This window comes from Flavobacterium facile, assembly GCF_036321945.1.
GTDB lineage: Bacteria > Bacteroidota > Bacteroidia > Flavobacteriales > Flavobacteriaceae > Flavobacterium > Flavobacterium facile.
Genome location: NZ_JAZAYT010000034.1, coordinates 288,704 through 302,746, shown reverse-complemented (window position 1 = coordinate 302,746; position 14,043 = coordinate 288,704). Strand labels below are relative to the sequence as shown.

Below are 14,043 nucleotides of genomic sequence, written 5' to 3'. Positions count from 1 at the left end.
TATAAAGAAAAAACCTATAAGTAAAGCTACTTATAGGTTTTGATATTTGATAAATGGTTCTCGATACCTTCCGATAAAAAATCGAAACACTCGAACTGACGTTTTTTAATTATTTTTTGATATCAAAAGTAATCGCATTTTTTACTTTGTCTTTCAAAATAGCAATGTCAATTACTTCTTTCATCGTATCTACGTAATGGAAAGTTAAGCCCGTTAAATAATCAGCTTTTATTTCTTCAATATCACGTTTGTTGTCACTACACAAAATAATTTCTTTAATATTTGCGCGTTTTGCTGCTAATATTTTTTCTTTAATTCCGCCAACAGGTAACACTTTTCCTCGTAGGGTAATTTCACCAGTCATTGCAATATTTTTCTTAATTCTATTTTGAGTAAAACTAGAAACCATTGAGGTTAACATCGCAATACCAGCACTTGGTCCATCTTTTGGAGTGGCACCTTCTGGCACGTGAATATGAATGTTGTATTGACTTAAAACTTCTGGTTCTATGTTTAGTTGTTTAGCATTCGCTTTGATATATTCTAAAGCAATTGTAACTGATTCTTTCATGACAGTTCCTAAATTTCCTGTCATAGTCATCGCGCCTTTTCCTTTTGAAACTAGCGATTCTATAAATAAAATATCACCTCCGACAGATGTCCAAGCTAAACCTGTAACCACACCAGCTGTGTCATTATTTTCGTATTTATCACGTTCCATTCTTGGTGATTTTAATACTTCAAGAATATCGGCATCCGTTACTTTTTTGTTGTATTCTTCTTCCATGGCTACAGATTTTGCAGCATGTCGTACCATTTGTGCAATCGTTTTATCTAAACCACGAACTCCAGATTCACGAGTGTAACCTGTAACGATTTTTTCTAACTGTTTTTTACCAATTTGTAAATCTTTGGTAGTTAATCCGTGTTCTTTTAATTGCTTTGGTAATAAGAAGTTTTTCGCAATTTCAATTTTTTCTTCAATCGTATAACCCGACATGTTTATAATTTCCATTCTGTCTCTTAAAGCAGGCTGAATGGTTGATAAACTATTTGATGTTGCAATGAACATAATTTTAGAAAGGTCGTAACCTAATTCTAAGAAATTATCATGAAAATCACTATTTTGTTCTGGATCTAAAACTTCTAATAGGGCAGAAGATGGATCGCCATTATGACTCGAAGATAATTTATCAATTTCGTCTAAAACGAAAACAGGATTCGAAGTTTTTGCTTTTTTTATCGATTGAATAATTCTTCCTGGCATCGCACCAATATAGGTTTTACGGTGACCACGAATTTCCGCTTCATCACGTAAACCACCTAATGAAATACGTACATATTCTCTTCCTAAAGCTTCCGCAACCGATTTTCCAATTGAAGTTTTACCCACACCTGGAGGTCCGTATAAACATAAAATTGGCGATTTCATATCGTTTCTTAATTTTAAAACGGCCAAATGTTCAATGATACGTTTTTTAACATCTTCTAAACCGAAATGATCACGGTCTAAAATTTGTTGCGCTTTTTTCAGATCGAATTTATCTTTAGAAAAAACGTTCCATGGCAATTCTAAAAATAAATCTAAATAATTACGTTGGATTCCAAAATCAGGAGAATTTGGATTCGTACGCTGTAATTTATAAATTTCTTTTTCGAAATGTTCTGCCGTTTTTGCATCCCATTTTTTAGCTTTTCCTTTGTTACGCATTTCTTCAATTTCTGCATCGTGCGAAACGCCACCCAATTCTTCTTGAATGGTTTTCATTTGTTGTTGCAAGAAATATTCGCGTTGTTGCTGGTCTAAATCAAATCGAACTTTAGATTGAATATCGTTTTTTAACTCCAATTTCTGAAGTTCTAAATTCATGTAACGAAGTGTTTCTAAAGCGCGTTGTTTTAAATCTACAATAGAAAGTAAGTTTTGTTTGTCTTCTACATTTAAATTCATGTTAGACGACACAAAATTGATTAAAAACGGATTGCTTTCAATGTTTTTTATGGCAAAAGTAGCTTCCGAAGGAATATTCGGACTTTCTTTTATGATTTCAATTGCCATTTCTTTGATAGACTCAACAATTGTTGAAAATTCTTCATCTTTTTTCTTAGGACGAATTTCGTTTACTTCTTTAATTTTTGCTTTAAAGTAAGGTTCTGTTTGTGTAAATTCCTCAATTTCGAAACGTTTTTTTCCTTGTAAAATTATGGTAGTATTTCCATCAGGCATTTTCAGTACACGCATTATTCGGGCAACTGTACCTATGTGATGAATTTGATCAGTTGTAGGATCTTCATCATCTTCATCTTTCTGAGCGACTACACCAATAATTTTACCAGCTGCATTCGCATCGTTAATTAATTTTATTGATTTATCTCTACCTGCTGTAATTGGAATTACAACACCAGGAAACAAAACGGTGTTTCTTAATGGTAAAATGGGTAAATCTGCAGGTAATTCTTCATTGTTCATTTCCTCCTCATCTTCAGGAGTCATTAATGGAATTAATTCTGCTTCTGTATCTATTTCTTGCAATGACAAATTGTCAAGCGCTAGTATTTTATGGTTCGGCATATCTATTTATAAGTCATTTTGTCATTAAAAACGGGAAGTAAATTTACGAATAATAATTGTGAATTGATGCAATTATCAATAAATACAAGGATTGTAGTATAATTTACACTTGAAGTAGTCAAGATTTATGCCATAAAAAATCACGAAGGTTAATTCGAGATTTTAGTTTCTATTTATTATTTACAAATTATGAGGCTATAGGTATTGTGCAATAATAAATTTAATACAACTATTTTTGAACTTTTAATGTTCTGTAAAGTAAGAAAACACCTGCCACAAAAAACACTACTAAAAATAAAATAGCATTTCTCATGCTTCCAGTGATTTGATCTATGAAGCCATAAATAAGCATTCCGATTACAATTCCGACTTTTTCGGCAACATCGTAAAAGCTAAAAAAAGAAGTAGTGTCTTTAGTTTCTGGAATAAGTTTCGAAAATGTAGAACGCGATAGCGATTGAATTCCGCCCATAACCAAACCAACAATTGCGGCTGTTGCATAAAACTGAACGGGTTCTGTAACAAAAAATGCTCCAACGCAAATAAATATCCAAATAGAATTAATAACTATTAAGGTTTTAATATTTCCAAATTTTGACGCTAATTTAGAAGTCATAATTGCGCCAAAAACTGCTACAATTTGAATTACTAAAATACTAATAATTAATCCAGATGTTTTTTGTTCAGGAGTTGCCCAATTTATTTCTTGTTCACCAAAATAGGTTGCCACTAACATTACAGTTTGAACCGCCATGCTGTAAACGAAAAAGGCAAATAAAAACTTCTTTAAGACTTCATCTTTAAAAAACAAAACTTGTACTTTCTTTAATTCTTTAAAACCATTAAAAAAGATGGAAAAATTTATTGGGTTGTTATTTTTATTTCCTTTTGGTAGATAGTAAAAAGTGTACTGACTAAAAATTATCCACCAAATTCCTGTAAAAACAAAGGAAAGTCGCATAGCTGCTAAAGCTGCATCCCCTTTTTTACTTAAAATAAAAAACAAGCAAATAAGTAATAAAACTACGCTTCCAACATAACCTAATGAATAACCTTTGGCACTTAATTTATCATGTTGTTCTGTGAAAGCAATGTCTGATAAATAGGAATTATAGTATACCAGACTTCCCCAAAAACCTAATAATCCAAAATAGAAACAACAAATACCAAAAATCATATTTTCTTTGGTAAACCAATATAAACCAATACAAGAGAATGCTCCTAAGTAGCAAAAAAATTGCATGAAACGTTTCTTATTGCCTAAATAATCAGCTATTCCAGATAAGATTGGAGATAAAATGGCAACAGATAAAAAAGCAAAAGCGGTTACGAAACTTATTAACGCAGTTGCTTTTATAGGAGAACCAAAAAGGACAATGTTTGGATTTTCTTTAGTAAATAAATATCCAAAATATAATGGGAATATTGAAGAAGTTATCACTAATGAATAAACCGAATTAGCCCAATCATAAAAAGCCCATGCGTTTAATAGCTTACTATTTCCTTTTTCTAAGTGTTTCATGAAGTATATTTTTATAAAAAAAAAAGTCCCGATAAATATCGGGACTAATATAAGATAATATTTTTACTATTTAAATGTTACACCAAATTTAGCAGCTTCCGCTCTAGCTTGAGGTAAAAGAGCTGTTAATTCGTTTATTCTAGTTTGGTTGCTAGGGTGCGTACTCAAAATTTCAGGTGGCGCTTGTCCGCCAGATTGCGCTGACATTCTTTCCCAAACTTTAACTGCATTAATTGGATCATAACCTGCAATCGCCATTAAAGTTAAACCAATCATATCTGCTTCACTTTCATGAGATCTACTAAAAGGTAACATACCACCAACTTGTGAAGCTGCACCATAAGCTTGCATGGCTAAAGCTTGAGTTTCTTCACTTTTATTCCCAACTGCAAGTTGTGCTCCAACCGCTCCAACTTGTTGTAATAATCCAGCGCTCATACGTTGTTGCCCGTGATTTGCTAATGCGTGTGCAACTTCATGTCCCATAACAGCAGCAATTCCTGCGTCGTCTTTACAAATAGGTAAAATACCTGTGTAGAAAACTATTTTTCCTCCTGGCATACACCAAGCATTTACTTCTTTACTATCCACTAAATTATATTCCCAGGCATAATCTTTCAAATAATCTGATTTTCCAATGGCATTTAAATATCTTTCTGATGCGACTTTAATTTTCATTCCAATAGTAGTAATTCGCTTTGCATCAGCAGTTCCTTTTACTACTTTGTTCTCAGATAAGAACTGACCATATTGTTGAAATGCTGATGGAAATATTTGACTATTTGGTACAAATGCCATCGTACTTTTACCTGTAAAAGGATTTTTAGCACATGAAGCAACTAATATCCCAACGATTAATACTGATTTTATTACTGTTTTCATTTTTTTTTAGATTTTATAAAACAAAGTTATTGTATTTTTTTTGTTAAATTCAAAAATCATTCCAAAATTTATTACCTACTTTTGTTTAAAATTTTTATTATGCCAAAAAAAGCATCTAAAGTCGATGATAGAGTTCCTAAATTGATAATCTTAATAGGCCAATTTCTATATAAAATCTCCCCAGTTTTAGCAGAAAAATATGCTCGAAAATTGTTTATCACTCCAATTAAACATAAAATTCCTAAACGCGAATTTCACATGGAGGCTGAAGCTGTTCAAACGAAATTATTTGTTCCTGCAATAAATAAAGAAATTGTGGTGTATTCCTATGGGAATTCCAATAAGAAAATACTTTTAGTTCACGGATGGTCGGGCAGAGGCACTCAATTAGTCAAAATTGCTGATGCCTTTTTAGAAAATGGTTATTCCACTATCAGTTTTGACGCACCTGCTCATGGAAAATCTGGAACCAAAACGACTTTAATGTTAGAATTTATTGAATCTATTTTAGAAGTTGAAAAATCATATGGACCTTTTGAATTTGCTGTAGGACATTCACTTGGCGGAATGTCAATTTTAAATGCCATTAAAAAAGGATTGCAAGTTAAAAAAGCGGTGGTTATTGGAAGTGGAAATAGCGTCATAAATATTGTAAACACTTTTGTGGAGAAAATAGGTTTGCCAAATAAAGTTGCTGTTTTAATGAGAGAGAGTTTTGAAAAAAAGTATCAATTTGAAATGGAAAGTTTTTCTGCTTATGTAGCCGCGAAAGAAGTCAAAATTCCAGTTTTGGTCATTCATGATAATGATGATGATGATATTCCGGTTTCGGAAGCACATCATTTAGCTGAAAATTTATCCAATAAAGAAATTATAATCACAAATAATTTAGGTCATAGAAAAATTCTTGGCGACACAACAGTTATTAGTAAAATTGTTGAATTCTTATTGATAAAAAAATAAAGGCACATTAGTATAAACAGATTATTAAATTTATTTTTGCAAAAAACTTTTTACAATGACACAACAAATTTCTAATTTAGAACAATTTACACAACAAGTTCGAAGAGACATCTTAAGAATGGTTCATGCAGTTAATTCAGGTCACCCAGGTGGTTCTTTAGGCTGTGCAGAATTCTTAGTTACTCTGTATCAACACGTAATGAAAAGAAACGAAGGTTTTGATATGAACGGAATGAATGAAGATTTATTCTTTTTATCAAACGGACACATTTCTCCAGTATTTTACAGCGTTTTAGCAAGAAGCGGTTATTTCTCCGTTTCGGAATTAGCTACTTTCCGTAAATTAAATACACGTTTACAAGGTCACCCAACAACTCATGAAGGTTTAGAAGGTATTAGAATGGCTTCTGGTTCTTTAGGACAAGGTTTGTCAGTGGCAATTGGTGCAGCACAAGCTAAAAAATTAAATAACGATACGAATTTAGTGTACGTTTTAACTGGTGATGGTGAATTACAAGAAGGACAAAATTGGGAAGCGATTATGTATGCATCTGCTAAGAATGTAGACAACTTAATTGCAACTGTCGATTTAAACGGTCAACAAATTGATGGTTCTACAAAAGATGTTTTAAATATGGGTAATATTAAAGCCAAGTTTGAAGCGTTTGATTGGGATGTTTTAGAAATTACAGAAGGAAATAATATTGAAGCTATTATTAACGGAATGGCTGATGCAAAATCTCGTTCAGGGAAAGGAAAACCAGTTTGTGTGTTGTTACATACAGAAATGGGTAACGGAGTAGATTTCATGATGCATACACACGCTTGGCACGGTAAAGCTCCAAGTAATGAGCAATTAGAAAATGCCTTAAACCAAAATCCAGCAACTTTAGGAGATTATTAAATGAGAAAAGTTTTTCTTTTATTTTTATTATTTTCTGTTTGTACTTTTTCACAAAAGAAAGATTATAGTTTTTATTTTGATTACTTTTCAAAAGTAAGTAGTAAAATTTATGGCAATGTAATTAATGAAGATGCTTATATTTTTAAAAATTCAAAAGATTCAACTTATTTTTTGGAATTAAGATATTCTAAAACAGATACAATTGCTCAAATACATATTAAAAACAAAAACGATATTATAAAATTTAAAATTGATTTTAAATATGAAAAAATTAGTGATTTAAATAAATTAAAAGATCCTATTCTTTATGAAACTGTAATTCCAGGCTCTCCAAAAAAATATAAAAATTTTCACGAAGTAATGGAACATGAAATCGATTCAATAAACGATCAAGTTTTAGTTCATATTACACAATATAAAAATAAAAAGAAGAATAAAATAATTAACGAACATTACTATTATTTTTCTAAAAAAGATAATATTGAACCAGTAGAAATACCAATATTTAAAAACAATCTGATATCTAAATATAAATTAGATATATTAGTAAATTATAATTTTGAAAAACAACTCTGTTTAATTGATGATAAGTTAAGTTCAGAATTTACAATTCAAAAAATTGAAAAGATAAGTTCTAATTTAAATTTTACAGTTATAAAAACAATTAGATAGTTTAAATAAAAACACACACAATGAAAAAATACGAAAATACAGGAAGTAAAGATACACGTTCAGGATTCGGAGCAGGAATGACCGAATTAGGACAAAAAAATGAAAATGTTGTGGCACTTTGTGCCGATTTAATTGGTTCGTTAAAATTTGACGATTTCAAAAAAAATCACCCAGAGCGTTTTTTCCAAATCGGAATTGCAGAAGCCAACATGATAGGAATTGCAGCTGGTTTAACTATTGGTGGAAAAATTCCTTTCACAGGAACTTTCGCTAACTTTTCTACAGGAAGAGTTTATGATCAAATTCGTCAATCAGTAGCTTATTCTGATAAAAATGTAAAAATTTGTGCATCTCACGCCGGTTTAACTTTAGGAGAAGACGGAGCAACTCACCAAATTTTAGAAGACATTGGTTTAATGAAAATGTTACCAGGAATGACGGTAATCAACACATGTGATTACAACCAAACGAAAGCAGCAACTTTAGCTTTAGCAGATCATCATGGTCCAGCTTATTTACGTTTCGGTCGTCCAGTAGTGCCAAATTTCACTCCAGCTGATGAACCATTCGTAATTGGAAAAGCTATTTTATTAAGCGAAGGAACAGATGTAACGATTATCGCAACAGGACATTTAGTTTGGGAAGCCTTAATTGCTGCTGAAGAATTAGAAAAACAAGGCGTTTCTGCTGAGGTAATTAATATTCATACCATTAAACCTTTAGATGAAGAAGCGATCTTGAAATCTGTTGCAAAAACAGGTTGTGTCGTAACTGCAGAAGAACATAATTTCTTAGGAGGTTTAGGAGAAAGTGTTTCAAGAACATTATCTTTAAACAATCCAACTCCACAAGAATTTGTCGCTACAAACGATACATTCGGAGAAAGTGGAACTCCAGAACAATTAATGGAAAAATACGGATTAAATAGTGCAGCTATTATTGAGAAATCATTAAAAGTTATCGCAAGAAAATAATTCGATTACAATAGATATTTAAAATCTCGTTATGCAAATAGCGAGATTTTTTGTTTTTTACGACATGTGTAATTTTTGTGCTATATTTTGAACAATTTGTGCTATTTTAGGTTGGTTTTTGATGCTAAATTTGAATAAATCAAAACAAACTAATTATGAGTAATTTAATTCAAAGACCACAATTAAAAGAAAAGTACGATAATTACATCAATGGAAAATGGACAGCGCCTTCTACAGGACAATATTTTGAAGTTGTTTCACCAGTTGATGGAAAATTATTAGCCAAAGCGGCACATTCTGCAAAATTAGATGTAGAAATGGCTGTTGATGCTGCGAGCGCTGCATTCAAATCTTGGAGCGAAACTTCTGCTACTGAAAGAAGTATTATCTTAAATAAAATCGCCGACAGAATTGAAGCGAATTTAGAATATATCGCAGCCGTTGAAACACTAGATAACGGTAAAGCCGTAAGAGAAACTTTAGCAGCAGATATTCCATTAGCGATTGATCATTTCAGATATTTTGCAAGTGTAATTCGTGCCGAAGAAGGTTCGATTACCGAATTAGATAAAGACACGGTTTCTATTATTGTTCACGAACCTCTTGGTGTTATCGCACAAATTATTCCTTGGAATTTCCCTATTTTAATGGCAACTTGGAAATTAGCGCCAGCTTTAGCTGCTGGAAATTGTGTAGTTTTAAAACCTGCAGAAAGTACACCCATTTCAATCTTGGTGTTAATGGAATTAATTGAAGATTTATTGCCTGCTGGTGTTATCAATATCGTAAATGGTTTTGGTGCAGAATTAGGTAGAACTTTAGTAACTAATCCGAAAGTAAATAAAGCCGCTTTCACAGGTTCAACTGCAACTGGTAGAATGGTCATGCAATACGCAACAGAAAATATCATTCCAGTAACTTTAGAATTAGGTGGAAAATCGCCAAATATTTTCTTCCCATCTGTAATGGATGCCGACGATGAATTTTTAGATAAAGCCGTTGAAGGTGCCGTACTTTTTGCTTTAAATCAAGGTGAAATTTGTACGTGTCCATCTCGTTTATTAATTCACGAATCTATTTATGATAAATTTATTGCCAAAGTTTTAGAAAGAGTAAAAGCAATTAAAGTCGGACATCCCTTAGATCCAACAGTTATGATGGGTGCTCAAGCTTCGCAAATTCAGAAAGATAAAATCCTTTCGTACATTAACTTAGGGAAAGAAGAAGGTGCGGAATTATTATGCGGTGGTGATGTGAATCATTTAAGTGAAGAATTAGGTGGTGGATATTATATTCAACCTACATTATTCAAAGGGCACAACAAAATGAGAATTTTCCAAGAAGAAATTTTTGGACCTGTTTTAGCGGTAACGACTTTCAAAACCACAGAAGAAGCATTAGAAATTGCTAATGATACTTTATACGGTTTAGGAGCTGGAGTTTGGACACGTGACGCACACGAATTATATCAAGTACCTAGAGCAATTCATGCAGGTCGTGTTTGGGTAAATCAATATCATGCTTATCCTGCTGGAGCACCATTCGGAGGTTATAAACAATCAGGAATTGGAAGAGAAAATCATAAAATGATGTTAGACCATTATCGTCAAACTAAAAACATGTTGATTTCTTACAACAAAAATAAATTAGGATTCTTTTAATTGATAGTAATTGAATTTTCACAAACCGCAATGTCAAAGATGTTAGTATTGATGATGTTGCGGTTTTTATTTTAAAAGTATGGAAAAAATTAAGAGGTTAGAAGCTACTGAAAAAGCATTGAATTTGATAGAAAGGCTTCAAGAAAAATTTGGCGATTTAATGTTTTATCAAGCTGGAGGTTGTTGCGAAGGAACTCAACCACAATGTTTTGAAAAAGGTGGGTTTTATTTGCGATACGAAGATGTTTGCATCGGAACAATCAATGGTTTTGAATTTTGGGTAGATAAAGATTTATTTGAATATTGGAAACACGCCCATTTTACTTTAGATGTAACTGATGCAATAGGAGCAGGCGGATTTTCTTTAGAAACGCCTTATGGCAAAACTTTTATTATAAAATACCGACTTTTCACAGAGGAAGAAAGCCAAAATTTAGAAGAAATAAAACTGAATTTGTAATCTTAATGTGAAGTAAAATTCATCAATTGGTATTGTTTGGGAGTTACGCCTTCGTATTTTTTAAACAAACGGATAAAATAATTATAATCTTCAAAACCAGTCGCGTAAGAAACTTCTGCAATGTTTATTTTCGGATTACTTAATAGTTTTTTAGCGTATTTTATTTTTTCGTTCAGAATGAATTCAATCGGACTCATGCCTAATTCTCTTTTAAAACTTCTGTAAAAAGAGGTTGTACTCATGCAAGCTTTTCCGCTCAATTGCTTTAAGTTAATCGATTCGCGAATGTTTTCTCGAATAAAATTTATAGATGCCGTAATTGGACTTGTAACATCAATAATTTCGTTTTCATACTTTTTTAAACTTTGTGTTTGAACAATTCTAATGATTAATTCTTGTAAGGTAATATCAGCAATGGCATCTTTTGTTATCGATGTGCCCATACATTCTTTAATTAGCTTATTAATCGTACCCGCTAATTCGATATTATTATAAAAAAAGTAGTTGTCTTGGTCGAGTTTCCATAGATTGTTTTTATCTTCTTTTGGGTATTTTTCATTCAAAAAACCTAAAGTATCAGTTATGATTTTATGGTCAATGGCTAATGCGATGCATTGGGTTGGGTTTTCTTTGGAAGCTTCAGGAAAATCAATTTTCATTTCCACATTGGATGGTACAATTACAGTTTCACCAGGTAAATATTCAAATTGAGGCGTATCAAATAAATGCATTATTTTTTTTCCTCGCAACATACTTGTTACCACCAAATCATTAAACTTCAACGGTACTAAATCTGATTTTTCGTAAGTTTCGAATATGTTTAATTCACAATGGTTTAAGGAGAAAATAGTTCTATTTTCCACTAAAGTTTTTAGCGATTTTTCTTGAGTTAGCGCAGGTGTTTGAAGTAATACTTTTGAGGACATTGATTTGTTATATAATTTAAAAATACAAAAAAATCCCGTTCAGAAATTAATCAGAACGGGATTTTTTATTTTATTTAACTTTTACAGAATTTCTTCTACATGTTTTTTAATATTACTCGCAATTTTTGCAATTGGTAAATCGTTTTCATCTGTTCCAAAAGGATCTTCAATTTCTTCTGCAATTAGCTCTAAACTGGCTAAAACATAAAAGATAAACACGACAACAGGAACTACATAATAACCTAAACTAAATACATATCCGAAAGGCAATGTCATCACGTAAAAGAAAATAAATTTCTTGATAAATGCACTGTAAGAATAGGGAATAGGCGTGTTTTTAATTCTTTCACAAGCACCACAAACATCTGTAAACGATTGAAGTTCAGAATTTAAAATGATTAATTGGTCGCCAGAAATTTTATTGGATTTATATAAATCATTTATCTTATTGAAAATCATTTTTGCCACCTGATTTGGTTTGTGTTTGTTGTGGTCGATTTCTAAATCTAAACCATCAAACAACACTTTTCCAACTTCTTCATTAGTTAAATGTTTTGCTAAAATGGAAGCGTAACCTGGGATTATTTTTCTGAAATAGTTTTTATCCGATTCATTTTCTAAAATGGCTGATAGTTTAATGGCTAAATTTCGAGAATTATTCACTAAACTTCCCCATAATTTTCTTCCTTCCCACCAACGATCATAAGCCGTATTAGTTCTGTACGCTAAAAGTAAAGACAACACAAATCCAACTGTAGTGTGCATGATAGAAATATTTTTCACATGACTGTCTTCTTTCAATTTAAAATAATGAATTTCAAAATAACAAACCGCTGCAGAATAGGCGCCAATTAATAACATCATAGGAATTAATTGTCTAAATGTATCTGATTTATGGAACTTAAAAATAAATGTAATCCAATCTTTTGGGTTGTATTGTACCATGGTTTAAGGTAAATGTAAAAAGTTAAAAGAGCCAAGTAAAAAGAGCCAAGTAAAAAGTAAAAAGAGCCAAGTAAAAAGTAAAAAGAGCCAAGTAAAAAGTAAAAAGAGCCAAGTTTAAAGTAAAAGTAAAAAGAAACAAGTGTTTTTACTAATTTAATTTTAAAGTTCCCGCCAATTCTTTTAAGTTGATTTCAGAAAGTTTCGTAACGTATTGTGCGTTTGAATATCTCACAGAAGCTTCTACAAAATTTTGTTGCGCCGTTCTGAATTCAATAGTTGTTATGGTTCCGATTTTAAATTTCGCTAACGTGATATCTAAATTTTGTTTGGCGATTTCTAAATTCTTTTCTTCGACTTTTACCAATTCTAAATTCGTTTGATAACTCGCAAATAATGTCGCTAATTGTGAGGTCAAAGATAATTTTTGTTGTTCTAAAAGTAAAGTCGCATTTTCCACTTGATATTTCGCGACTTTTTCATTTCTGTTTTGAGTAAAACCGTTGAAAATTGGCAATGAAGCTGAAACTCCATACACAAAACCTTGTCCTGATGATTGGGTTACGAATCCTAATGAAGCTTCCGAACGTGTGAAATTATAACCAGAAGTCAATCGAACAGTTGGATAACGATTGCCTTTTACTTGTTTCAAATTTAAATCAGCGACTTTTTTAGTTAAGATTTGCGCTTGCAATTGCGGGTTTTGTTTTTCAGCTGTTGTCTTTAATTCGTTGAAATCTAAACTTTGTTCCACCGTAATTTCTTGGTTGACTTTAAAATCAGTTTGACTATCTCGAACCAATAATTCGTTCATTCTAATTTTTGTAATTCTGTATAATTCTTTCTGTTTTAGCAATAAACTTAAATCAGTATTCAAATCTACTTGAGCGTTTAAAACTTCTAATTTCGAAGCTTTTCCGATAGTAAATCTGTTTTTAGCCGTTTCCACTCTTTGGTTTGAAATCACAATTGCCGTATCAATCGAAGCCATCATTTGTTGTTGCTGTGCTAAATCGAAATACGTTAAATACACATCACTAATTTTTGTTAAAATAGCCGATTGCAATTCCGATTTTCCTTGTTCTTCTAAAACTTTCAATTGTTCTCTTCTCGAAAACATTTTCAAACCATCAAAAATGGTCCAATCTAAACCTACACCATAACTCAAGTTCATGTTTTTAGCGCCGTCTAATTCTCTAACTGAACCACCAGCTTGGGTTTGCTTGGTGTCAATTTGACTATTATTATTCGTAAAATTTGCGGTAACGGAAGGTAAAAAACCAGCAGTTCCCAAATTATTATTAGTTTCATCGATTTTCAAATTGTTTTGAGCAATTTTGATATCGTAATTATTTTCTAAGGATATTTTCACAGCTTCTTCAAGTGTCAATATTTCTTGAGCTTGCGCTGAAAATCCTAGGAATAATAGAAACGTTATTTTATATAAATTTTGCATAATATTTTTTGTTTTTGCTGCGAATTGTTTTGCTTTTTGCCACGAATTGTCGAATTTTTTTACTGTTTTATTAGGTAATTTTAATTCGTGAATTTGTGGCTTGTATTAT

12 protein-coding genes are annotated in these 14,043 nt (G+C 31.7%); 6 read left to right on the top strand and 6 right to left on the bottom strand.

Translation table 11 applies throughout. The features are described 5' to 3' along the window. Positions 1–109: 109 nt before the first annotated feature. The 3 genes from lon to UEQ13_RS11830 form a co-directional block, all read right to left on the bottom strand. Complete coding sequence (gene lon / locus UEQ13_RS11840; RefSeq protein WP_329806555.1) at positions 110–2,572, bottom strand: endopeptidase La; 2,463 nt, start codon at positions 2,570–2,572, stop codon at positions 110–112. Positions 2,573–2,801: 229 nt separating this feature from the next. After that, a complete protein-coding gene (locus UEQ13_RS11835) occupies positions 2,802–4,094 on the bottom strand; it encodes an MFS transporter (protein WP_329806554.1) in 1,293 nt (430 codons plus the stop codon). Between the two features lie 66 nt (positions 4,095–4,160). Beyond that, positions 4,161–4,976 carry a M48 family metallopeptidase gene (locus tag UEQ13_RS11830; protein WP_329806553.1) on the bottom strand — a complete coding sequence of 272 codons (816 nt, stop codon included), beginning with the start codon at positions 4,974–4,976 and terminating at the stop codon, positions 4,161–4,163. A 99-nt stretch (positions 4,977–5,075) separates the two neighbouring features. Here UEQ13_RS11830 and UEQ13_RS11825 point away from each other — a divergent pair, with 99 nt between their 5' ends. The 6 genes from UEQ13_RS11825 (at position 5,076) to UEQ13_RS11800 (ending at position 10,610) form a co-directional block, all read left to right on the top strand. Further along, positions 5,076–5,939, top strand: a complete 864-nt coding sequence (locus UEQ13_RS11825; protein ID WP_329806552.1) for an alpha/beta fold hydrolase — start codon at positions 5,076–5,078, stop codon at positions 5,937–5,939. A 55-nt stretch (positions 5,940–5,994) separates the two neighbouring features. Beyond that, positions 5,995–6,843 (top strand): transketolase, encoded by an 849-nt coding sequence (locus UEQ13_RS11820; RefSeq protein WP_329806551.1) that lies wholly within the window; start codon positions 5,995–5,997, stop codon positions 6,841–6,843. Continuing rightward, complete coding sequence (locus UEQ13_RS11815) at positions 6,844–7,515, top strand: hypothetical protein (protein WP_329806550.1); 672 nt, start codon at positions 6,844–6,846, stop codon at positions 7,513–7,515. Between the two features lie 20 nt (positions 7,516–7,535). Beyond that, a complete protein-coding gene (locus tag UEQ13_RS11810) occupies positions 7,536–8,489 on the top strand; it encodes a transketolase family protein (RefSeq protein WP_329806549.1) in 954 nt (317 codons plus the stop codon). A 155-nt stretch (positions 8,490–8,644) separates the two neighbouring features. Then, a complete protein-coding gene (locus UEQ13_RS11805; protein WP_329806548.1) occupies positions 8,645–10,150 on the top strand; it encodes an aldehyde dehydrogenase family protein in 1,506 nt (501 codons plus the stop codon). A 79-nt stretch (positions 10,151–10,229) separates the two neighbouring features. Then, positions 10,230–10,610: a DUF779 domain-containing protein gene (locus UEQ13_RS11800; protein WP_329806547.1), complete on the top strand. Its 381-nt coding sequence runs from the start codon at positions 10,230–10,232 to the stop codon at positions 10,608–10,610. Positions 10,611–10,612: 2 nt separating this feature from the next. Here UEQ13_RS11800 and UEQ13_RS11795 read toward each other — a convergent pair whose 3' ends face one another. From UEQ13_RS11795 to UEQ13_RS11785, 3 genes are all read right to left on the bottom strand, one after another. Beyond that, the gene (locus UEQ13_RS11795; protein ID WP_329806546.1) at positions 10,613–11,536 is read right to left on the bottom strand and encodes an AraC family transcriptional regulator; all 924 of its coding nucleotides are present in this window, start codon (positions 11,534–11,536) and stop codon (positions 10,613–10,615) included. A gap of 81 nt (positions 11,537–11,617) precedes the next feature. Further along, positions 11,618–12,481 carry a bestrophin family protein gene (locus tag UEQ13_RS11790; RefSeq protein WP_329806545.1) on the bottom strand — a complete coding sequence of 288 codons (864 nt, stop codon included), beginning with the start codon at positions 12,479–12,481 and terminating at the stop codon, positions 11,618–11,620. Positions 12,482–12,629: 148 nt separating this feature from the next. Further along, the gene (locus tag UEQ13_RS11785) at positions 12,630–13,934 is read right to left on the bottom strand and encodes a TolC family protein (protein ID WP_329806544.1); all 1,305 of its coding nucleotides are present in this window, start codon (positions 13,932–13,934) and stop codon (positions 12,630–12,632) included. Positions 13,935–14,043: the final 109 nt, after the last annotated feature.